This is a genomic window from Rhizobium indigoferae, assembly GCF_034554815.1.
GTDB lineage: Bacteria > Pseudomonadota > Alphaproteobacteria > Rhizobiales > Rhizobiaceae > Rhizobium > Rhizobium leguminosarum.
In genome coordinates, this window is sequence record NZ_CP140637.1 from 271,064 (window position 1) to 291,839 (window position 20,776).

Genomic DNA, 20,776 nt, shown 5'->3' on the forward strand with positions numbered 1-20,776 from the left:
TCTGGTCCCGTTATTTGGAGGAAATGCCCCAGATCGCGAAGAGGTAACGTCTGACCGCGAAGATGAAGACAACCGAGGGAAGGATGAGCATCAGGCCCCCGGCAAAACGGTAATGCATCGGGCTTTCCGACAGCACGGTCAGCAGGTAGGCGGTCAGCGTGCGGTTGCGCACCGTCAGCACCGAGGCGGCAAAGACCTCGTTCCACGAGATGACGAAGGCAAAGACCGCGGTTGCGACGATGCCGGGCAGCGCCAAGGGTGCCACCACCTTGAAGAAGGCCTGGATGCGGGTGCAGCCGAACACCCAGGCGGCTTCCTCCAACTCCTTGGGCACGCCGAGGAAAATGCCCTGCGTAACGAGTGCCGCGAAAGGCAGCGCCAGGACGGTATGGATGAGACCGACGCCGACGATCGTGTCATAGAGGCCGAGCCGGATGAAGGAGACCGTCAGCGGCAATGCCAGGATTGCCAGCGGGAAGGCGCGGGTCAGCAGTACCAGGAGGCGGTAGCTGTCCTTGCCGCGGAAATCATAGCGGGCGAGCGCATAACCGGCCGGCGCGCCGAGCAGGATCGAAAGCGCCACCGTAATGCCGGCTGCCCCCAGCGAATTGAGGAAGGACTGGACGACGCCTTCGGTCTTTAGGAAGAGAATGAAGGGCTCCAGCGATATGCCAGTGGGAAGACCGGTCTTCGGCCAGATATAGACGCCTTGGCGACCGCCAAGTGCGCCGAGTGCCACCAGATAGATCGGCACCAGCACCCAGGCGCAAAGCGCTGCGATGCCGCTCCAGAGAAGCCAACGGCGTGAAGAGACGAAGCCGGCCGCTTTGGGTGTGTCTGCGGCCGTGCTGATGGTGTCCGTGGTCATGGCAGGCGCTCCGGATCGACTTTCAAGGCCTTCAGATAGATGAGCGTGGCGGCAAGCGAGATGATCATGATCAGCACCGCATAGGCGGCAGCGACGCTGTAGTTCTGGTTCTGGTTCTGCCAGTTGTAGGCCTCGCCGACGAGGACCGGGAAATTGCGTCCGCCGAGCGCATAGACCACCGCGAAGACTTCGAAGGCGAGCACGGTGCGCAGGATCAGCGCCGATTGTAGAGCCGGGCGGATCAGCGGCAGGGTGATGCGCCAGAAGCGCGTCCACGGGCCAGCACCGAAGATCTCGGCGGCTTCTTTGAATTCCTTCGGCACCTGGTTGAGACCGGCGACGATGATGACCATCACGATGGCCGTGCCGCGCCAGATTTCGGCAACCGCAATTGCAATGAAGAGCGCGACCGGCGTCTGGTAGGAAAGCCAGCTCGCTTGCCTGCCGATGATGCCGAGGCCGAAGAGCAGCGAATTCAGATAGCCGGTATTTTGCAGGATCGACAGCCAGACGAGACCGGCGGCGAGATCGGAAATGCCGAGCGGGATCGTCCAGATCCACAGGATCGTCTCGCGCCCGCGGCCGACCTTGGCGACCATGGTGCCCATAGCAAGCGCAATGGCGATCTGCACCGGCACGACAGCGATCGTCAGCAGGAAGGTGTTCTTCACCGAGCGGGTGAAATTGATGTCGGTGACCATCCGCTCGGCATTATCAAGCGACAGCACACCATTATCCGAAACCGCCAGCCAGATTGTCTGCACCAGCGGCACGACGAAGAGCAGCGCCAGAAAGGCGACGGATGGCAGGATCAGCAGATAGGGGATCCAGGGTCGGCTATTGGTCATCGGCTCCCGCCTTGACGAGCAGAGTGGTGAAGGAGCGCCCGGGCATTTCGCCCGGACGCGTCTCGGGCGGATTTATTCGACCGGGCAGGGGCCGTCGCTCTTGGCATCGGGCGCCCAGCAGGCAGCTTTCGTGTCGGTCATCAGCTTGGCCATCGTGGCACCCTGGGTCTTCAGCACGTCTGCAACGGGCTCGTTCTGCAGCACGATGCGCTGGAAACTGTCCATGTAGACCTTGTTAAACTCGCCGCCCTTGTCGCCGAGGCCGACCGGGAGCAGCGAGATGACGGCGTCCTTGGAAGCCTGGGTGGCGGTGACCGCACCGGCGAGAAGGGCAACGCCCGCGTCGAGATCCGGCGGCAGCTTGACGTTCAGGGTCGGGAAGAAGCCGACCTTGGAGGCGGTCAGGAGCTGCGTGTCCGGCATAGACAGATGCTCGATGATCTTTTCTGCGCCGGCCTTGTCAGGCGCGCCCTTCGGAATGGCGAGACCAGCAACGACTGGCATGTAGCCGCGGCCCTTGGGACCGGCGGGAGCGGGGAAGACCACATAATCATCCGGTGCGGCAGAAATGGCATTCTTCAGCCGGGCGATATGATCCCAGGCGACCATGACTTCGCCGGCAGCGAGCGGCTCCTGCATGAAGTCGTAGCTGGTCGAATTCGGTGTCACATAGGCCCACAACGCCTTCAGTTTCTCCCAGCCAGCAGCCGCATCGGCACTCTGGAAGGTGCGCACGACACCCCCCGTGAAGGACGGATAGAAATAGCCCTGGAAATAACGCGCCATCAGCCCTTTCGGGCCGGCCGGGAAACCGATCTGCGGCTGGCCCGTCGCCTCCTGCATATTCTTGCCCCACTCGATCAACTGATCGTAGTTCAGCGCGTTCACGTCGGCGCCATCAGGCAGGTATTGCAGCGCTTCCTTTTTGGCAGCCATCACATAGGTCGCCTGCATCCAGGGGATATACTGCTGGGTCGGCTTGCCGAGCTTGCCGAGGTCGAGCAGCGACTGCGGCATGCCGCTCGCTGCCAGCTTCTTGGCGAGATCGTCGAGTGGCTCGAGCGTGTCCTTGTCGGCAAGCGGCGAGAGCTCGCCATGTAGCGCACCGACGAGGCTGACGGTGCGCTTGCCGGCCTGACGTTCGGCCTCCATGCGGACAGCAAATTGCGGCGGCTCCTCGACCACGTAATCAACCGAGCCGACATCCTTCAACAGCTCCTCGCGGACGACGGTCGCCTCTTCGATCGGGCGAAGCTGGGTGGACACGAAAACCGTCTGGGCAAGCACCGGCGAGGCGAAGGCCAGCACGGTGGAAGCCAGAATTCCAAATGACATGATATGTTTCATCTTCTCCTCCTTCATTGTTCTTTGTTTGAGATGCACTTCTGTCTATGCCGCCTTGGCGGGACGGCGATGGCTGTCGCGATCGACGAATTCGATCGCGTGAAGTTCCTGGAGTTCTTCGGCGGGCTCTCCGGCAATGGCGCGCAACAGCAGCGAGGCGAAGCTCGCGCCGAGGTTTTCGCCGGTCATGCGCATGGTCGAGAGCGGGGGGCTGGTGAAGGCGCCCATCGGCAGATCGTCATGGCCGACAATGCTGATCTGGTTGCCGCCATCGACCTCGCGCAGCGCCCTCAGCGCCCCGATTGCCATTTCGTCGGTGGCACAGACGAGTGCGGTCGGACGCGATGGTTGGCGCAGAAGTTCCAGCGCCGCGAGGTAGCCGCCCTGTTCCAACGGCGCACCTTCGGCGCAGAGGTCGGTCGGAAGGCCGCATTCCTCCATCGCCGCCCGCCAGCCACGGCAGCGGTCATGCGCGAAATAATATTCCTGCGGGCCGGCGATATGGCCGATACGGCGGTGGCCGGCGGCATGGAAGCGCAGCGTCGCGGCTCGGAAGCCAGCAAAGCCGTCGCCGTCGATATAGGGATGGGGCAGCAGGCTTTCGGTGCGGCCGTTGGTGACGAAGGGAATGCCACGCGACTGCAGAAATTCGACGCGCTCGTCCTTCCGTTTGGTGCGGACGAGAAGCATGGCGTCGACGCGGCGGCCATCGACGAAGCGGCGGCAGATGTCGAGTTCGCTCTCGCCGCGCGGCACCGGTGCAATCACCAGATTGAGGCCGGCAGCGGCAAGATGTTCGGCACAGCCGGACAACATATCGAGGAAATGCGGAGGGCCGATATGGCCAGGATCGCTTGGCAGCGTGACGGCAACCAGCTCGGCGCGCTGCCTGCGGAGGCGACGGGCCGAAGCATTCGGCCGGTAGCCAACCTTGTCGGCAGCCTCGCGCACCCGTTCTCGCGTGGCGGCCGACACATCGGCGTAACCGTCGAGCGCACGCGACACCGTGGTGATCGACAGTCCCAGCGATTGCGCAAGCTGTTTGAGATTGGCCAAGATCTTCCTCCCGAAGTGAGAAAAAGATTCTCCAAAACGTTTTGGGAGTCAAGCCAAAACGTTTTGGATTCGTGCAGATGTCGCACGCATGATCTTTCAAGACGAGCAGAGACGTCACAGAGATATGCGAAGGGGCGGGTCTTTTCAGCGCAGCCTAGGCGGGACCACTATCTTGTGTATCTGGATACGCTCGGGAAGTTCGCAAAGTAGCTCCGCGTCCCGCTCCCGATGCGGCGGGGATAACCGAAGTCTTGCTTTGGGCAGGGAGGTGGCTTCGAATTAGCTCTCGCTCAATCGGTAAGCTTGAGGGTTGCCGTAAACTGCGTTCCTTCCAGGCGATTGTATCTCGCCTCGCCATGCAGTTGATTTACGAAGGCTTTAATCAGCCGCGTCCCCATCCCGGCGCTGTCCGATCGGCCATCGAATCCAATCCCGTCGTCGGCGACGGTCAGTTGGGATTCCTCTCCTTCAGTCGCGTGCAGCATGACGCGAATATTTCCGGATGCCCGGCCGTCGAAGGCGTATTTCATGCTGTTGGCAATCAACTCGTTGAGCAGGAGGGCAAACGGCGTTGCCTTGTCGGCCGCAATCACGATGTCGTCGATTTCAAAGTCAACGGAAACGGCGCGACCATGGACGTCTACGAGCGTCCTAACGAATGACGGAATGAATTCCCGAGCAGATATTCCGCTAAACTGGTCGAAGCCGTACATCTGCTCGTGAACTGCGGACATCGCAGAGATGCGCTCGTTTAATTTTTGAACGGCTTCCGGTTCAAAACCCTGCAAGCGCAGCAGGGCCATCACCGTCTGCAGGTTGTTCTTCACTCGATGGTGTATCTCGCGCATGAGCGTTTCATTCGATCGCAACGCATCCGCAAGCTGCCTGGTGTGCAATGTGTCCACCTTGATGAGGTTCTGAATCCACAATGCAGCTGCCAAAGCCCCGACGAGGGCGAAAGCGACCAATAAAGCCGCGATTTTGGCATCCTCCCAAAAGGGCTGCATGATTACGTTGATATCTGCCGAAGCAATGGCCACAAAAGGGGTGCGTTCGAGGATTCGGTATGCGACCAGGCGATCTTCATTGTCGACTGGCGACACGGAGCGATATGTGCCTGATGTCGCCTTCCTCATATAGTCGGTAAACAGCTTGTGGTTTCGCATATCGACTGGTCCGGCGGGTTCCGGGTATCGGGCGATAAGTTGCCCGTCGCGCCTGATGAGGCCGACAATCGAGTTCTCGCCTATCGCGACCGCGTCCCATATTGGCCTTAGGATGCTCGCGTCGAAGGCAATCACGGCGGCGCCAGCGAACACGCCATTGCGTTCGAGCCTGCGGCTGAAGACGAATATCTGCCGCTGGGAAAGGCGGCTGATGATCAGGGGGGATGTATATTCGTCAGCGCCGTTTCTCAACCGAACGAAGTAGTCGCGGTCCGTAACGTTGATCGGCTTGATATCGCGATCGTTCGAAAAGAGCGTTTTTCCATCTGCCCCGATGACATAGGCGGTCGCCTGAGGAGGAAGGTCATAGACGGCAGCGTCGAGATCGCGCACCCGATCGGGGCCGGGCAAAGATGTACTCGGCCCCAGAGCATCATCAATTCGGTGCAGGGTCTCCCGAGCAAGGGAATTCAACCAATTCGCGTTCGCTGCAACGATTTTGGAAGCGGCGCTGACACGCTCATCGCCCCGGCGAACAGCTGTCTCGTAACTGGATATGAGCCAGATCGACAGGAGGGTGGTGAATGACAGGAACATCAGCGCGATGATCGCGAGCGATGCTTTGCCTACGGAGCCAACGTATTTATCGCCACCGATCATCTTTTTGGGCCAATTTCCATAGTGCGGCGACGGCCAGACGGGGACATTGCAACGCATTCCGAACCATATCCGATAAGCTGATTTCTGACTCTCGAAAATTATGCAGTGCTCACTACTCGGCGTCCTCAAAAGTACGACTGAGGATTGTATGTTCACAGTCACCTTTAGAGAATGACCGCGACATTCGGTCAATCCCACTCCGTTCGAGAAGGAGATCCGAATGATGGATAAAACCTTTCGCACGCGAGGCTCGGCACGACGAGGTTCTTAACTGATCATCGGCGTCTATTCGATCAAAATCTAATCAACCGCGTAACCTGATCTGAAAGTCGGTTTGCTAGGGAGGGTCTCCTTCCGGGAAGTGACGTCATGATCCTTGAGTTGCAGAATGCCATTCTGGAAATGATTGCCAAAGGGGAACCGCTGGCAGCAACGATGGAGCAACTTTGCCTCGAGGTTGAGGCCGCCATTCCTGGGATCATCGCTTCGGTGCTGACGTTCGACGGGAGCCGTCTTCACACACTCGCTGGACCTTCCCTACCGCCTCACTATTCAGCGGCTGTCGACAATCTTGAGGCCAGTCCTCTTGCGGGCTCCTGTGGCGCTGCTGCCTATTTCGGTGAAGCGGTCATTGTCACCGATATCGAGACTGATCCTCGTTGGCAGGACTTCAAGTCCCTGGTCCTTCCACTGGGATTGAAGGCTTGCTGGTCCAGCCCGATCAAGCGTGGCGAGCAGGTGATTGGTAGTTTCGCCTTCTACTATCGAGACCACCGCGGTCCGAAGGCCATCGAACGGGACCTCGTCGACGCCTGTGTCCATCTCTGCATAATCGCCATCGATCGCGAAGAACGTGTAATGGAACGTCAGCGGCTGACATACAGCGACGCTTTAACAGGGCTGTCGAATCGCGCTCGTTTCAACCAGCTTCTAGCCGAAGAGCTGCCTCGATCCCGGCGCGCCTGGGGCATCTTGCTGGTGGACATCGACAACTTGAAACTCGTGAACGACACGTTCGGGCACGCAGCCGGCGACGCATTGATTCAAGTGGTTGCAGACCGGATCGCCGCGACAGCAGGCCCCAAAAACACGTTTAGGCTCGGTGGAGATGAGTTTGCTGTCATTGTGTCGGACGACAAGGACCTTGATCTGAATGTCGGGGCAACCGACATTTTGAAAGCACTGTCCTCTCCGTCAACCTGCGACGGTCATGTCGTCTTTCCCGCCGCGACGATTGGCGGTGCGCTGGCTGAGATGGAACCAAACCCTAACCAGATCCGCCAGAACGCCGATGTGGCGCTCTATCATGCGAAAGAACACAATCGCGGCCGGTACGTGCAACACTATCCCGGCCTGGGCACCGCCCTGACCCGACGCTTCAGGGCGGTTCGCGATGTGGGCGTCGCCCTGGAAGAGGATCGGATCGACGCGCATTACCAGCCGATATTGCGCCTGGATACTCGCGAAATTGTCGGTTTCGAAGCCTTGTGTCGAATGACCACGCCTTCCGGCGAAATCATAGCCGCAGCGCATTTCCATGAGGCCACGAAAGACGCCCATATTGCTGCTGAGCTGACACAACGGATGTTACTGAGGGTTGCAAGGGACATCCGGAGCTGGCTCGCCCGAGGCCTTCCTCTTCAACATGTCGGCATCAACCTGTCTGCCGCAGATTTTCGTGGCGGTAATCTGCAAGACAGGCTGTGCCGCATTTTCGGGGAAGCGGAGGTTCCTCTTAAGCACATCATCCTCGAAGTAACGGAATCGGTTTACCTCGGACAACGGGACTATGTTGTGGCGGAGGAGATAAAGGCTCTTCGGTCCAAGGGCTTACGGGTTGCCCTCGACGACTTTGGCACGGGCTACGCGTCTTTGACCCATCTGCTGACGGTGCCGGTCGACATCATCAAGATCGACAAGTCCTTCATCGATCGCATGGTGCCCGGCGACGCAGGAACTTTCATCGTTGAAGGCCTGATCGGAATAGCTGACAAGCTGGGAATCCGGGTTGTCGCAGAGGGGATTGAGACAGAATCCCAAGCTGCTCAGTTGAGCCAGCTCGGCTGCAAGCTCGGACAGGGCTACCTCTTTTCGAAAGCAGTCGATCGAACGGCTGCCGCAGCCATTTTAGAGCAGCATGGACAATGGCCCAACAAAGACAAGACCCGTGCCGGAGCCCGATAGCCTCCCTGGGCGAGGTTTCGCGCTCGGGCAAGGCCCGATACCTGAGACAACACATGAGTACCAAGATCATTTTGAACGGATCAGAGATGCGAAAACGGATACATGTCAGCCAATTGCGGGTCGGAATGTATGTCGAGGACGTCGAGATTGAGGGGGAAGACAGGACACGCCGGTTCAAGCCGTTCCTGATCTCGGCGGCCGGTCAGGTCGAGAGTTTGATGGCAAGCCGCCTGATGACGGTCGTGATCGACGTCCGAAAAGGCGCGGATGTCGACCCGGGTGCGACACAGGACATCGACCGGGCTGCGTTTGACGCCCAGCTTCGTGCCGTGTTTTCGGCGAAGGATATCAAGCAGGCGAAGGAATGCGTAGAGGATACGAGACCGCAGATCCGCCAAATGCTTGCCCACGCCAGGATCAAAGCCTCTTTTGCCAGCGATGCGGCAAGCTCAGCTGTGGAGCGGATCATGTCGGCAGCCTTCGACAATGCCGGTGCGCTGATCGCAGTCGCGAAGCTGAAGGAAAAAGATGAGCTGACGTTCCTCCACTCGCTGGCGGTTAGCGCACTGATGATCACCCTGGGGCGCAGCCTCGGTCATGGAGAAGAGGAGGTACGGGTCCTGGGACTGGGTGGACTGGTTCACGATCTGGGAAAAATGGCGCTGCCGGACGAAATTTTGACGAAACCCGGTAAACTGACGGCCGAGGAAATGGATCTTGTGCGCGGGCATCCTCAGCGAGGATATGAGCTGGTTTCTCATGTCGCGCATGTTCCCAAGCAGGTGCTCGACATTTGTCGCTACCACCACGAAAAGTTCGATGGCTCTGGCTATCCTGGTCGGCTCGCCGGAAAGAAGATCCCTTACGTAGCCCGGCTTGCGGCGATTTGTGACGTTTACGAAGCGTTGACCACAATCAGGCCGTATAAGCGCGCCTTCTCGCAAGCGGAGGCAATCAACATGATGATGAATTCGCCGGGCCATTTCGACAGCCAGCTTCTTTCCGCATTTGTATCAAAAATGGTGATCAGCGGCACGCTCCACTAGAGCCGTCAGTTGCCGGACGGCGCGTCGCACCGGCCAAACGTCAATTGCAACTCCGCTCCGGATCGGCGGTCACTTCGGCAGCAGAGGCCAAGGGCACAGGAGCGATCTCCACCTCGTCGGTTTGAATCCCATCAGGGTGCTGGAGTGTTCCTGGAGTTCACCGCTTCTCTGAAGTGACGGGGGGTCGTGCCCGTTCGCTCCTTGAAAATCTCGTAGAAGCGACTGCTGGAACCGAACCCGCAGTCAAAACCGATCTGGAGGACGGGGTTCTCCGTGTCTGCCAGAAGCTGCATCGCCCGGGCAATCCGATGTCGGGTCAGGTATTCGTTGACTGATATTCCCAGAATCTTTCGGAAAGCGCTGTTAGCGGTGCTTGGATGCATTCCCGCAAGCTTGGCGAGATCGGGCACGCTTATCGGATCTGCGTATCGGGAATTGATGAGGTCGATCAGCAGCTCGACGTGGCGCACCGCGTGGTCAGCCAACGATGTCGGAGAGACATGGGTTGGCGAATTGTCGATTTCAGCATTGTCCAGGATCAGACGTCGTATTCGCAGTCGTACTTCCTCGACGATCAATTTCCGTCTTGCCGCACTGCCGCCCTGCCATTCTATTTCCCATCGTGGGAGTGTCAACGCATCCATCGTCTCCTGATTTGCTTGCGCCAGAAACCTCCCCTGCATGATCGACTGCCTCGCCTTTCTGTCCACCGGCAGACCAAGGAAATCGATAAGGGGAAGATAGAGACATACGAGCGGCGCGTTTTCGGCAACAGCGATCGTCTGATGGGGAATTGCGGCCCAGAATAAAACCAGGCGGCCGGCCTCAACCTGTTCCAGCCTTCCATTGAAAAGGTAGGTCATCTGGCCTGCCATGAGCAGGTTTAATTCAACGTGATCGTGCCAATGCGGTGCGGCCATCGCATCAGCGATGTGACGCTCGATCAGGAACTGCCCTCGGGATCCAATCCATTCGCCGCGGCTTTGGGTATGTTTCATGTGTCTGAGACTCGAATCCCGGAATTAATAGGCCGATGTCAGGAAGAAATTCTGATCTAGAAGGAGCAATAAGCAATCACAACCGATGGGGAGATTGCAATGCCGAAGATTTGTCTGGTTGGCGCTGGCAGCACCGTTTTTGCCCAGAACATTCTGGGAGATGTCCTGTCCACGCAGAGAGGGAGCGACTACGCCATCAGCCTCTTCGATATCGATCCAGAGCGACTGAAGACGTCAGAAATCGTCACTCGCCGGATCTGCGAGTCGCTTAAGCTTTCAAGCGTCAGGATCGACGCCACGCTCGACCGGCGGGAAGCACTGCGCGGGTCCGATTTCGTGATCCTCATGATGCAGGTCGGTGGCTACAAGCCGGCTACCGTCACCGACTTCGACATTCCGAAAAAATATGGCTTGCGTCAGACGATCGCCGACACCCTTGGCATCGGGGGTATTTTCCGCGGTTTGCGGACGATACCAGTCCTTGAGGCGATCTGCCGAGACATGCAGGAGGTTTGCCCGCGGGCTCTTCTGATGCAGTACGTCAACCCGATGGCCATCAACTGCTGGGCGATCAAGGATCTGGCCCCGGAAATCCGCACCGTCGGCTTGTGCCATAGTGTGCAGCACACTGCCGGGCATCTCGCGCAATGCCTCGGCGAGGACATTGCCGACGTGAACTACGTTTCGGCTGGCATCAATCACGTCGCCTTCTTCCTGAAATATGAGAAAGTTCACAGCGACGGACGGCTTGAAGATCTCTATCCGAGACTGAACGCTCTCGCCGCCGATGGCCGCGTTCCGCCGGACGATCGGGTGCGGTTCGATGTGCTCAAACGGCTCGGCCACTTCGTCACCGAATCCAGCGAGCATTTCTCCGAGTATACCTCCTGGTACATCAAGGAGGGACGAGGGGATCTGATCGATCAGCTCAATATTCCGTTGGACGAATACATCCGCCGCTGCGAAGTGCAGATCAAAGAGTGGCATGCCCTGCGCAAGGAACTGGAAGGCGACAAGCCGATCGAGGTGTGCCGCAGCAATGAATACGCGGCCGGCATCATTCATGCCGCGGTAACCGGCAACCCGGCGCTGATATACGGCAATGTTCCAAACAACGGCCTGATCGAGAATCTGCCCGATGAGTGTATCGTGGAAGTGCCTTGCCATGTCGACAGAAACGGAATTCAGCCGGTCCGGGTCGGTCGGATCCCCTCTCAGCTTTCCGCCGTCATGAACTTGAGCGTTTCTGTTCAGCAGTTGACGGTCGAGGCGGCCCTTACAAAAAACCGCGAGCGCATCTACCAAGCCGCTCTGCTCGATCCGCATACGTCTGCGGAATTGTCTCCAGACCAAATCTGGAACCTTGTCGACGACCTGATCGATGCGCACGGCGATTTGTTGCCGAGATATCAGTGAGATCCGCGGATAATCCAGCCACATGCGCATGATAGTTCATTCGTTTTAGGCGCGCCGTGAATTCACGGCGCGCCCTTTTCGTTCCAGCGTCATCCAATAAATCAAAAAACGTCAGTAAATTGATTGACACTGATCATTTGAAATGAAAATGTGATCGAAATTGGGATGGATCGTGAGGGAGAATTTCGTTGAGCCAAGCAGTTGGAGTAAAGGTCGATCGGCTGGATGCCATTCGCAGCCACCTCTACGCGAACGGCTTTTCGACCATCCAGGCTCTTGCCGATGCGATCGGCGCATCGCTTGCCACGGTTCGTAGAGACCTGCAGATCCTTGAGCAGGAGGGGGCCATTGATCGCGTGCATGGCGGAGCGCGCATTGCCGAAGGATCATCGGTTGAGGTTGCATTTCAGGAGCGGGAAAAGCGCCATTTATCGGCCAAGCGGGCGATTGCCACCGCGGCCTACGACCTGCTTCATCCGCGTACGGCAATCTTTCTCGACGCCGGAACGACCGTCCTGCAGCTTGCGCGCCTCGTTCGCATCAACCCCATGCCGCTCAGGATATTCACCAACGGCCTGACGGTAGCGCAGGAATTCCTGAACATTCCGAATTTGGAGGTGGTACTTCTCGGTGGTCAGCTGCGTAGCGAGAATGCGTCGCTTGTCGGACCTCAGGCGGAGGCAATGCTGGAAACATTATGGTTCGACCAGCTCTTTCTTGGCGCCAGCGCCATTAGTTCCGACGGCGCGATCTACAGCGTGGACAGTGCGGAAGCGAGCCTCAACAGGCGCATGCTGGCTCGGTCGGCCAATCGTTTCGTCCTGGCCGATTCCTCGAAATTTGGAACCACGGCGACCTACAAGGTCGCGCCGCTGGACACCGCGAAAGTCATTACCGATTCCGGGCTTTCGCGGCATTGGCGCGACGAGCTTGTCAACTTCGGCGTCGACGCAACGATCGCCGACGTGAGGGCGAAAGAGTGAGCGACGCGCTGATCCTCGGCATCGACGGTGGCGGAAGCAAGGTGCTCGTTGCCCTCGCGGACAAGCGTGGCCGGATATTGCGGCGTTCCCGCGGCCACGGGGTCAATCCCATGGACAATCCGAATTGGCTCCAGGAGCTGGAGCAGCATCTCCTTCCCTTTCGCGATGAAGGAAATCTGGCGGCCGTCGCCGCGGCGCTGCCCGCCTACGGGGAGGTTGAGCGCCTGTCGGTTCTACAACGGGATGCGATCGAGCGCCTGTTCCCAAACGTCCACCGGCGCGTCCTCAACGACGTTGACGCGGCCCATCTCGGTGCTTTTGCGGGTGAGCCGGGTATCCTCATTCTTTCCGGCACGGGTTCAATGGCATGGGCGCGTAATTCCAAAGGCCAGTCGGCGCGCACTGGCGGCTGGGGAGATCTTGTCGGTGATGAGGGCAGCAGCCATTGGATCGGGCGGAGGGCGCTCAACCTCGTCAGCCAAAGCTTGGACGGGCGTGCTCCCACAACGGCTCTCGCAAAGGCCTTGTTTGACCACCTTCACATCGACCCGAGCAATCCCATGAATGGCCTCGGCGATTGGGCCAGCTCCTTGGCGAACCCGCGGGCAGACATTGCAGCAATTTCGGCCCTCGTCGATCAGGTCGCACTTGGCGGCGACAAAGGGGCGATCGCGTTGATCGAGCAGGCGGCCGATGAATTGGCGAAGCATCATGCGGCAATTGCCGGCCATTGTGATCCGGATTCCGGCTGGACCTATGCCGGCGGTACCTTTTCGAGCCGGCTACTTCTGGAGGCGCTTAAACGCCTTATTGGCAGGCCTCCGGCTTTGCCGAAACTTCCTCCGATCGGCGGCGCGCTCCTGGCTGCCGCCCAGCTTCTCGACTGGCCATTAGACGATGGCTGGTTCGGGCAAATCGTGGCCACGGCCGAAGGCGGTGACTGCGCATCCCAGTGAATTGAGCTCAAGAATAATGAAGGATGGGAACATGCATAAATTGATCTTGCCTCTACTTGCATCAGCAGCCCTGGCAATCGCCGTACCCGCTCTTGGCCAGGACGCCAAGCCGCTTGCCGGTCAATCGATCACGGTGCTCATGCCATCGCCGCAGGGACCGAATATCGCCTCTGACTTCGAAGCCGAAACCGGCATTCACGTCGACCTGCAGACCTTGTCCTGGGACGACATCCGCCCGAAGCTGGTGACGGCCTTGGTTGCCGGGACAGCGCCGGCTGATGTGACCGAATTCGATTGGTCCTGGACCGGTCAGTTCAGCGCCGCAGGTTGGTACATGCCGCTTGATGATGTGATCGACGCCGACACCGTGAAAGATATCGGTGTTGCGAAGATCTTCACCGTCGACGGCAAGTTATTGGGTATCCCCTACACCAACGACTTCCGGGTGATGCTCGTCAACAAGAAGCATTTCGTGGATGCAGGCATCACCGAGATGCCGAAAACATTGGACGCCCTGGTCGCTGCAGCCAAGAAAATCAAGGAAAAGGGCATTGTCGAGTATCCGATCGGCCTGCCGGTTTCAGCAACCGAAGGCGCGTCAACGAGCTGGTACTTGCTGACCAAAGCCTTCGGTGGCGAACTCTTCGACAAGGACTTCAATCCGCTCTTCACCTCGCCGGATTCGGCTGGTTACAAGGCGCTTGCTTTCGAGCTGATGCTCCTCAAAGAAGGGCTGGTCGATCCGGCGTCTACCGGCCTGAAAGACAGCCAGATCAATGAGAGCATGTTCGGGCAGGGCATCACCAGCATCATGATCTCCGGTGAGCCTGGTCGTCTTGGCCAGATGAACGACCCCAAGCAGTCGAAAGTCGCCGGCCAGGTGGAAGCGATCCTCGTGCCGACGGCAAGCGGTGAAACGCGCAGTTTCGGGCTTCCAGAAGCGCTGGCTATTCCAAACGTCTCTCCCAACAAGGAGGCGGCGATCGCCTTCGTCAAATGGTTCACCAGCAAGGACTTCCAGAAGAAGAATGCCGTGAACGGCTTCTTGCCGACCCGCACGTCGGCGCTTTCCGAACTCAACGAGTCCGGAAAGCTGAACAGCGGCGATGCTCTCGTGGCACAGTCCAAGACCGTTGAGCCGCTGTTTCCGCAGGGCACGCCGCCTTGGTATCCGCAATTTTCCAGCGGCGTAAACACAGCGATCAATAGCGCTGCCAAGGGACAGATGAGCGTCGACCAGGCGATGGAGGCTATCGCTTCCGCCGCCAAGCAGGCGATGGCGCAATGACAGCTTTGGCGTCCGAGGGGGCCACGAGCAAGCGTGGGGTCGGCTTCAACGCCGACGCCACGCTCGGCTTGCTGTTGGTGTCGCCCATCGTTATCACGATGGCAGCTTTGGTCTTCTACCCGATGGGAAGAACCGTCTGGGACAGCCTGCACAGGGTCAACCCCATGCAGGCCGGCACTCCATTCATCGGCCTGGAAAACTACAGCCGAATGCTATCGGATGGCCAGCTCGCGACCACCTGGAGCAACACGCTCACATACGTTGTTCTGGCCGTCGTCGCCGAAACCGTGTTCGGCGTTCTTGCCGCCGCTCTCATCAATCAGATCAAGGTCGGGCGGCAGTGGGTTCTCGCAGCAGTGATCTTGCCCTGGGCGCTGCCCGGCGTTGTAAATTCGGTCATTTGGCTTTGGATTTATCAACCGGGTGCGGGTCTGTTGAACGGCATTCTTTCTGCGCTCGGGCTCCCCTTCGAAAATCACGTCTGGTTCAACGATCGCACCAGCGCCATCGTCGCCGTAACAATCGTCCACGTCTGGCGCATGATGCCTTTGACGATCGTCATCGTCCTTGCGGCGATGCAGAGTATCCCTGCTCATCTCTATGAGGCTGCGCGGATCGATGGGGCGACGCGCGTTCAGATGTTCGCATTGGTAACCCTTCCGCTGGTTCGCAGCGCGATCGCTGTCGCCATGACGAACGCAACCGTGAACGCTTTCAATCTCTTCGACGAGGCCTGGGTTCTGGCCGGTGCCAGCCTCGAGACCCGACCGGTGCTCGTCCAGATCTACCTCGAAACCTTCCAGAATCTCCGCTTCTCGTATGGCATGGCGCTATCGGTCGTGATCACTCTCGTGTCTCTGCTGATTTCGCTCCTCTACGTCCTTCGTGTCTATCGCAACACACGGTTCGACTGATGAGATCTACTATTGCCTATCGAATGATGATTTGGACCGGTGTCGTCGTCCTGTTGATCTGGTCTCTAGGGCCGATCTACTGGACCATCGCGAGTTCGGTTACGCCCAGCGACGACTTTTCGACCCGACCGATCAACTTCTTCCCGCAGCACTTTACGCTCGATCACTACTCCCGGCTGCTCGGCATCAATATTGCGCGGATCGGGGGTGTGGAGGTATTCAAACAGTTCCGTGCCGCGTTGCTCAATAGCATGGTGACATCAATCGCCGCCACGCTGCTTTGCGTCGCTATATCCTCTCTTGGAGCGTACGCGTTCACCAGGCTTCAGTTTCCTGGCCGGAAAGTGCTTTTTGTCGCCGTCGTCGCGACTCTGGCCATTCCTGCCTACGCGGTCTTGATCCCGCTCTATCAGATCATGATCAAGCTGCATCTCGTCGATACCTATGTGGGCGTCTCGCTGATCTATGTCTCCGCCTTCCTGCCCCTGTCGTTATGGCTTCTGCGGAGCGTGTTCGAAGCTCTTCCGATCGCACTGGAAGAGGCCGCGCAACTCGACGGAGCGGGCCGGCTCTACATCTTCTTCAACATCGTCCTGCCGCTGGCCGGACCGGGTCTGACGGCAGCGGCGATCCTCACCTTCCTTGGTGCCTGGGGGCAGTATCTCGTACCGCTCATTTTCTCGCCGCAGGCAACGAAGCCCCTAACGGTTCTGATTCCAGAATTCGTAACGAAGAACTTCATCGACTACGGCCTCATCACCGCGAGTGGTTCGATCGCGATCGTCATTCCCGCCCTCGTCGTCATTTTCCTCAACCGTTACCTCGTCAGCGGCCTGTTGGCTGGTTCTGTCAAATAATCGGAGACTTCATGAGCACGACCGAAAAGGTTATTTTCGAGCAATTTCCTTACTGGGAGAAGGCCATTGAATTGAATTCAGCCGACGACCGCGCGGAGCTGCTCGTCTTCGTCGGCTGCGGCACGTCTTTCAATCTTGCACTTTCGCTGGCAGCTTATGCCAATATGGCGGGGCGAAAGGCAATCGCGGTCCCCGGCGCCGAATGGCAAAACCGTCCCTCGGCGTTCTGGCCGGAGTGGCGCAACACGCACGTCGTCGCGCTGTCCCGGAGCGGCGAGACGACAGAGACCGTCGCCGCAGCAAAGGCAAGCCGGGCCGCCGGCGCCTTCGTCACGGCGATAACGGTCGAACCGGAAAGCTCTCTCGCGAAAAATTGCGATCGGATGGTCGCGGCCGAAACCCATCCGGACGAAGGTATCGTCATGACGGTATCGGCGAGCCTCATGGTCCTTCTCGGTTTGCAGATGATCGGGCAGAAGGTTCCTGCCTCTGTCGTGAATTCCGCCCGCCAGCTCGCGAGCGCTCTCGATGCCGCGCTGCCTGGAATTATCGCCGATCGGTCGCACTTCGTCTTTCTCGGTGGGGGACCTCTCTTCGGCGTCGCCCTGGAAGGGGCGCTCAAGCTCATGGAAATGAGCCAGATCATGACCCAAGCCTTCCACCCGCTTGAATACCGGCATGGGCCGATCAGCCTCGTTGATGGGAAGACGGTTGCGGTCATGCTGTACAGCTCCGACCAGAGGGAAGCAGAGACGAAACTGGTGGGAGAACTGAGAGAAAAAGGCGCGGTCGTCATCGGTGTGGGTGGTCCAGGCGATCTGGAACTCGCCGTTGATGTCGATCTTTCGCTTGCGGGTCTCGTTGTCCTTCCGGCGCTGCAGGTCCTCGGCGAACGGGCCGCTCAGGCTCGGCAAATCGATACGGTCTCTCCCCGTCACCTGACGAAAGTCGTGACGCTCGCATGACGATGATCGAAGAGAACCGGCAGATCGCGCTGCGAAAGCTTTTCGGTGCCAGGAACCTGCCTTTTCCCCGTGGCGTCACTTCGGTCTGCTCGGCTCATCCGCTGGTCATCGAGGCAGCCCTTCGACGTGCCCGCATTGAGCACCGGGCGGTCCTCATCGAAGCCACCTGCAATCAGGTTAATCAGGAGGGCGGCTATACCGCGATGACGCCGGCGGACTATCGCCGGTTCATCGAGAACATCGCCGCAGCGACTGATTTTCCAGCCGAACGCATCATCCTGGGAGGCGATCACCTCGGCCCCAACCCGTGGAGGACGTTAGCGGCCGAGGAGGCAATGCTGCGCGCCGCGGCTATGGTGACGACCTATGTCGAGGCAGGGTTTGAAAAGATTCACCTGGACACGTCGATGGGCTGTGCCGGTGAACCAATGGCGCTCGATGACGAATTGACTGCGGCGCGGGCCGCTCGATTGGCAAAGGCCGCCGAAGAGGCCGCTCTTCGTTCAGGCCGCCGTGCGCCGGTCTATATCATCGGAACCGAGGTGCCGCCTCCGGGTGGTGCAACGCACGCACTCGAAGAAATCGAAATCACGCGGGCCGATGCGGCGATGAAAACCCTGGCGGTTCACCGGGCGTCGTTTGCCGAAGCAGGTTTGGCGTCTGCGATGGAGCGGGTCATTGGGATAGTGGTTCAGCCGGGTGTGGAATTCGGCAACACGGACGTGGCGCTCTACAAGCCTGAACGGGCCAAGAGCCTCATTCGTTCGCTCGACGACATGCCGGGCTTGGTTTTCGAAGCACATTCCACCGACTACCAACCGGCCGAAGCCTTGTCTGCTCTCGTTGACGGCGGCTTTGCAATCCTCAAGGTCGGACCAGGGCTGACTTTCGCGCTGCGCGAAGCGCTCTACGGTCTCGATGCGATCGCTGATGTGCTTGCAGGGAAGACGCCACGAACCGGACTGATGACGACCATGGAAAAAATCATGGTTGAGCAACCGGCAAGCTGGGCGGGCCACTATGGCGGCAGTCCCGATGAGCAGCGACTGCAACGGCATTTCAGCTATAGTGATCGAATTCGCTATTACTGGCCGGATCCTCGAGCATCCGCCGCGGTCGGTGAATTGTTCAGCCGGCTTCCTGATGAAATTCCCGAAACTCTGATCAGCCAATATCTCGGCCGACTATATTCTGACGTGGTGTCAAAGCGGGTCGCTCCGAAGGCCCGCGAGCTCTGCCTTGCTGCGGTCGACGCGGTATTGGCGCCTTATTCAGCCGCCACGGCAAGCCAATGAGCAATCGACAGCCGTGTCAGACGAGCGGCTGCGTCCCGAAGATATCAATATTCAGCCGGAGAAAGTTATGGCGTCAGTAAGTGTGGCGAATGCCCGCAAGAGCTACGGTCACTTCGAAGTTCTGCATGGGGTGGATATTGATATCCAAGACGGCGAGTTCGTTATCCTGGTCGGCCCGTCCGGGTGCGGGAAGTCGACATTGTTGCGGATGATCGCCGGCCTCGAAGAGATTTCAGCTGGTCGGATTTCGATCGGCAGCAAGGTCGTGAACAATGTCGCGCCAAAAGAACGCGATATCGCGATGGTTTTCCAGTCCTATGCGCTCTACCCCCATCTGACAGTCGAGGCGAATATGGGTTTTTCGCTGAAGCTGGCGAAAGCACCCAAGGAACAGACCAGGCAGCGTGTTCGAGAGGCCGCTGAAATTCTGGGGCTCGAGCATCTGCTCGACAGATATCCGAGAAATCTGTCGGGTGGCCAACGCCAACGCGTGGCGATGGGCCGTGCCATCGTTAGAAATCCGCAGGTCTTCCTGTTTGACGAACCATTGTCGAACCTGGACGCGAAGCTGCGTGTGCAGATGCGTTCAGAAATCAAGCAACTGCATCAGCGGCTGAAGACAACGACCATTTATGTCACCCACGATCAGATCGAGGCGATGACGATGGCCGATCGGATTGTTGTGATGCGGGACGGCTTCGTCGAGCAGATAGGCTCGCCGTTGGATCTCTACGACCGACCGGCAAACCTTTTCGTGGCCGGCTTTATCGGTTCGCCGGCGATGAACCTTATTCGAGGGCAGGTCAGCACTTCGGGGCCGCTGGAGTTGATCGCGGACGGCGGAGGTAGGTTACCACTGCCCGAAGCAGCGTCATTGGAACGCGGCGCGCAGATTATCTACGGCATTCGCCCTGAGCATCTCACAATCGGACAAGGTCCTGCTACCGCTGAGGTCGTCCTCGTTGAACCTACTGGTGCTGAGATCCAGATAACCACGAAGTTTGGCGCCGATCACCTCGTTGCGACGGTAAGAGAGCGCCTTGATCTGCGCGCCGGCGACCAGATCGTCATTGCCCCAGATCTCAGCAAACTGCATCTGTTCGACGCGAGAACCGAAAGGCGGTTGAGGTCCGTCTAACCTGATGATTTTCCGGCAGAACGTGACATGGAGTTCAAGCTGATGACAGGTCGAAGAGTCGCCCTCATTCGACAACGTGCAGCAACGATGGCGGACGATTCGGTGCGGGTCAGTGTCCAGGGTTGCCAGCGGCGGCGATGATCTCCGCCGCGGTCGGGAAGATGGAGAGGCTGTTCGGTCCGTCGAGCGCCTCGATTTGTACCCAGCCGATGGTGCCGTTCGCATTGACCAGGAAGTGCCCGACGAGCTGGGTAGCATGGTTCGCGAAGATCGCATTATCGGCTTCGTCAAGCTCAAAGCCGTCCTTGGCGTTGAGTATCGTGTTGGCTTCCATCGGGTGCAGCGGTTCCGGCAGCTCGCCCGTGGGGTTGATGCGGGCCGCCAGGAACTGCGCCATCGTTGCACCATAGGGCCATTCGGGCTGCTCGCAACTCCCTTCGGGCAGGAACTCGCCATGCGGCACACCGTAGGCTCGATGCGTGCGGCAGTCGGGGTCACACAGAAGCGTTATTGGCGTCGGCCGGTGGCGGAAATACAGGCGGGCACGTTCCACCGGCGTGTTGATAACGGCCACGGTCTCCACACCGGCGGCGCGCAAGGTCGGCTGTACGCTGGCAAGCTGTTCTAACTGGCGCCGGCAGAACGGGCAGTGCAGCCCGCGAAAGAACCCGATGACGAACGGGCGACCGCTCAAGTCGGCGAAAGAGACGGTTCCGTCGAAGTTGGCCGTGGCAAGTGCGAAGGCGGGGGCGGTTTCTCCTGGTTGCAGCGGGCGTTTCTGGTCTCCCATGGAA

At 59.0% G+C, this 20,776-nt stretch carries 18 protein-coding genes; 11 read left to right on the plus strand and 7 right to left on the minus strand.

Features of this window, described 5'->3' with window-relative positions:
- Positions 1-10: 10 nt before the first annotated feature.
- The 5 genes from U5G49_RS27805 to U5G49_RS27825 all read right to left on the minus strand — a co-directional run bounded on the left by U5G49_RS27805 (position 11) and on the right by U5G49_RS27825 (position 5,942).
- Positions 11-868, minus strand: coding sequence for a carbohydrate ABC transporter permease (locus tag U5G49_RS27805; protein ID WP_018245615.1), 858 nt, complete (start codon positions 866-868; stop codon positions 11-13).
- Positions 865-1,716, minus strand: a complete 852-nt coding sequence (locus tag U5G49_RS27810; protein ID WP_018245616.1) for a carbohydrate ABC transporter permease — start codon at positions 1,714-1,716, stop codon at positions 865-867. Before U5G49_RS27810 ends, U5G49_RS27805 begins: the two co-directional genes overlap by 4 nt.
- A gap of 72 nt (positions 1,717-1,788) precedes the next feature.
- Positions 1,789-3,063: an ABC transporter substrate-binding protein gene (locus U5G49_RS27815; protein WP_032983656.1), complete on the minus strand. Its 1,275-nt coding sequence runs from the start codon at positions 3,061-3,063 to the stop codon at positions 1,789-1,791.
- A gap of 42 nt (positions 3,064-3,105) precedes the next feature.
- On the minus strand, positions 3,106-4,116 hold the full coding sequence (locus U5G49_RS27820; RefSeq protein ID WP_193444477.1) for a LacI family DNA-binding transcriptional regulator: 1,011 nt from the start codon (positions 4,114-4,116) through the stop codon (positions 3,106-3,108).
- 290 nt (positions 4,117-4,406) lie between these two features.
- A complete protein-coding gene (locus U5G49_RS27825) occupies positions 4,407-5,942 on the minus strand; it encodes a sensor histidine kinase (protein ID WP_018245619.1) in 1,536 nt (511 codons plus the stop codon).
- 369 nt (positions 5,943-6,311) lie between these two features.
- Here U5G49_RS27825 and U5G49_RS27830 point away from each other — a divergent pair, with 369 nt between their 5' ends.
- Both U5G49_RS27830 and U5G49_RS27835 read left to right on the plus strand, forming a co-directional pair.
- Positions 6,312-8,126 carry a putative bifunctional diguanylate cyclase/phosphodiesterase gene (locus tag U5G49_RS27830; protein ID WP_193444476.1) on the plus strand — a complete coding sequence of 605 codons (1,815 nt, stop codon included), beginning with the start codon at positions 6,312-6,314 and terminating at the stop codon, positions 8,124-8,126.
- An 86-nt stretch (positions 8,127-8,212) separates the two neighbouring features.
- A complete protein-coding gene (locus U5G49_RS27835) occupies positions 8,213-9,172 on the plus strand; it encodes an HD-GYP domain-containing protein (RefSeq protein ID WP_312861311.1) in 960 nt (319 codons plus the stop codon).
- Between the two features lie 131 nt (positions 9,173-9,303).
- Here U5G49_RS27835 and U5G49_RS27840 read toward each other — a convergent pair whose 3' ends face one another.
- Positions 9,304-10,170 carry a helix-turn-helix domain-containing protein gene (locus U5G49_RS27840; RefSeq protein WP_193444474.1) on the minus strand — a complete coding sequence of 289 codons (867 nt, stop codon included), beginning with the start codon at positions 10,168-10,170 and terminating at the stop codon, positions 9,304-9,306.
- A 99-nt stretch (positions 10,171-10,269) separates the two neighbouring features.
- Between U5G49_RS27840 and melA the strand changes: the two genes are divergently transcribed.
- From melA to U5G49_RS27885, 9 genes are all read left to right on the plus strand, one after another.
- Positions 10,270-11,586, plus strand: a complete 1,317-nt coding sequence (gene melA / locus U5G49_RS27845) for an alpha-glucosidase/alpha-galactosidase (protein ID WP_193444473.1) — start codon at positions 10,270-10,272, stop codon at positions 11,584-11,586.
- Positions 11,587-11,774: 188 nt separating this feature from the next.
- The gene (locus U5G49_RS27850) at positions 11,775-12,569 is read left to right on the plus strand and encodes a DeoR/GlpR family DNA-binding transcription regulator (protein ID WP_193444472.1); all 795 of its coding nucleotides are present in this window, start codon (positions 11,775-11,777) and stop codon (positions 12,567-12,569) included.
- Positions 12,566-13,525 carry an N-acetylglucosamine kinase gene (locus U5G49_RS27855; RefSeq protein ID WP_193444471.1) on the plus strand — a complete coding sequence of 320 codons (960 nt, stop codon included), beginning with the start codon at positions 12,566-12,568 and terminating at the stop codon, positions 13,523-13,525. Before U5G49_RS27850 ends, U5G49_RS27855 begins: the two co-directional genes overlap by 4 nt.
- 31 nt (positions 13,526-13,556) lie before the next feature.
- Complete coding sequence (locus U5G49_RS27860; protein WP_193444470.1) at positions 13,557-14,813, plus strand: ABC transporter substrate-binding protein; 1,257 nt, start codon at positions 13,557-13,559, stop codon at positions 14,811-14,813.
- On the plus strand, positions 14,810-15,727 hold the full coding sequence (locus U5G49_RS27865; RefSeq protein ID WP_193444469.1) for a carbohydrate ABC transporter permease: 918 nt from the start codon (positions 14,810-14,812) through the stop codon (positions 15,725-15,727). Before U5G49_RS27860 ends, U5G49_RS27865 begins: the two co-directional genes overlap by 4 nt.
- A gap of 23 nt (positions 15,728-15,750) precedes the next feature.
- Entirely contained in the window at positions 15,751-16,584 is an 834-nt protein-coding gene (locus U5G49_RS27870) for a carbohydrate ABC transporter permease (RefSeq protein ID WP_193444501.1), read from the plus strand.
- A gap of 11 nt (positions 16,585-16,595) precedes the next feature.
- Entirely contained in the window at positions 16,596-17,549 is a 954-nt protein-coding gene (locus tag U5G49_RS27875) for an SIS domain-containing protein (protein ID WP_128403308.1), read from the plus strand.
- Complete coding sequence (locus U5G49_RS27880; protein WP_193444468.1) at positions 17,546-18,844, plus strand: D-tagatose-bisphosphate aldolase, class II, non-catalytic subunit; 1,299 nt, start codon at positions 17,546-17,548, stop codon at positions 18,842-18,844. The genes U5G49_RS27875 and U5G49_RS27880 overlap by 4 nt, the downstream gene beginning before the upstream one ends.
- Positions 18,845-18,911: 67 nt before the next feature.
- Positions 18,912-19,982 carry an ABC transporter ATP-binding protein gene (locus U5G49_RS27885; RefSeq protein WP_018516774.1) on the plus strand — a complete coding sequence of 357 codons (1,071 nt, stop codon included), beginning with the start codon at positions 18,912-18,914 and terminating at the stop codon, positions 19,980-19,982.
- 109 nt (positions 19,983-20,091) lie between these two features.
- On the opposite strand, the gene U5G49_RS27890 is transcribed toward U5G49_RS27885, so the two are convergent.
- A complete protein-coding gene (locus U5G49_RS27890) occupies positions 20,092-20,772 on the minus strand; it encodes a redoxin domain-containing protein (RefSeq protein WP_168331481.1) in 681 nt (226 codons plus the stop codon).
- Positions 20,773-20,776 lie beyond the last annotated feature (4 nt).

Coding starts and splice junctions, on each gene's coding strand:
- U5G49_RS27805 (WP_018245615.1), bottom strand. CDS start 868: ATGACCACGGACACCATCAGCACGGCCGCAGACACACCCAAAGCGGCC.
- U5G49_RS27810 (WP_018245616.1), bottom strand. CDS start 1,716: ATGACCAATAGCCGACCCTGGATCCCCTATCTGCTGATCCTGCCATCC.
- U5G49_RS27815 (WP_032983656.1), bottom strand. CDS start 3,063: ATGAAACATATCATGTCATTTGGAATTCTGGCTTCCACCGTGCTGGCC.
- U5G49_RS27825 (WP_018245619.1), bottom strand. CDS start 5,942: ATGATCGGTGGCGATAAATACGTTGGCTCCGTAGGCAAAGCATCGCTC.
- U5G49_RS27830 (WP_193444476.1), top strand. CDS start 6,312: ATGATCCTTGAGTTGCAGAATGCCATTCTGGAAATGATTGCCAAAGGG.
- U5G49_RS27835 (WP_312861311.1), top strand. CDS start 8,213: ATGCGAAAACGGATACATGTCAGCCAATTGCGGGTCGGAATGTATGTC.
- U5G49_RS27840 (WP_193444474.1), bottom strand. CDS start 10,170: ATGAAACATACCCAAAGCCGCGGCGAATGGATTGGATCCCGAGGGCAG.
- melA (WP_193444473.1), top strand. CDS start 10,270: ATGCCGAAGATTTGTCTGGTTGGCGCTGGCAGCACCGTTTTTGCCCAG.
- U5G49_RS27860 (WP_193444470.1), top strand. CDS start 13,557: ATGCATAAATTGATCTTGCCTCTACTTGCATCAGCAGCCCTGGCAATC.
- U5G49_RS27865 (WP_193444469.1), top strand. CDS start 14,810: ATGACAGCTTTGGCGTCCGAGGGGGCCACGAGCAAGCGTGGGGTCGGC.
- U5G49_RS27870 (WP_193444501.1), top strand. CDS start 15,751: ATGATGATTTGGACCGGTGTCGTCGTCCTGTTGATCTGGTCTCTAGGG.
- U5G49_RS27875 (WP_128403308.1), top strand. CDS start 16,596: ATGAGCACGACCGAAAAGGTTATTTTCGAGCAATTTCCTTACTGGGAG.
- U5G49_RS27880 (WP_193444468.1), top strand. CDS start 17,546: ATGACGATGATCGAAGAGAACCGGCAGATCGCGCTGCGAAAGCTTTTC.
- U5G49_RS27885 (WP_018516774.1), top strand. CDS start 18,912: ATGGCGTCAGTAAGTGTGGCGAATGCCCGCAAGAGCTACGGTCACTTC.
- U5G49_RS27890 (WP_168331481.1), bottom strand. CDS start 20,772: ATGGGAGACCAGAAACGCCCGCTGCAACCAGGAGAAACCGCCCCCGCC.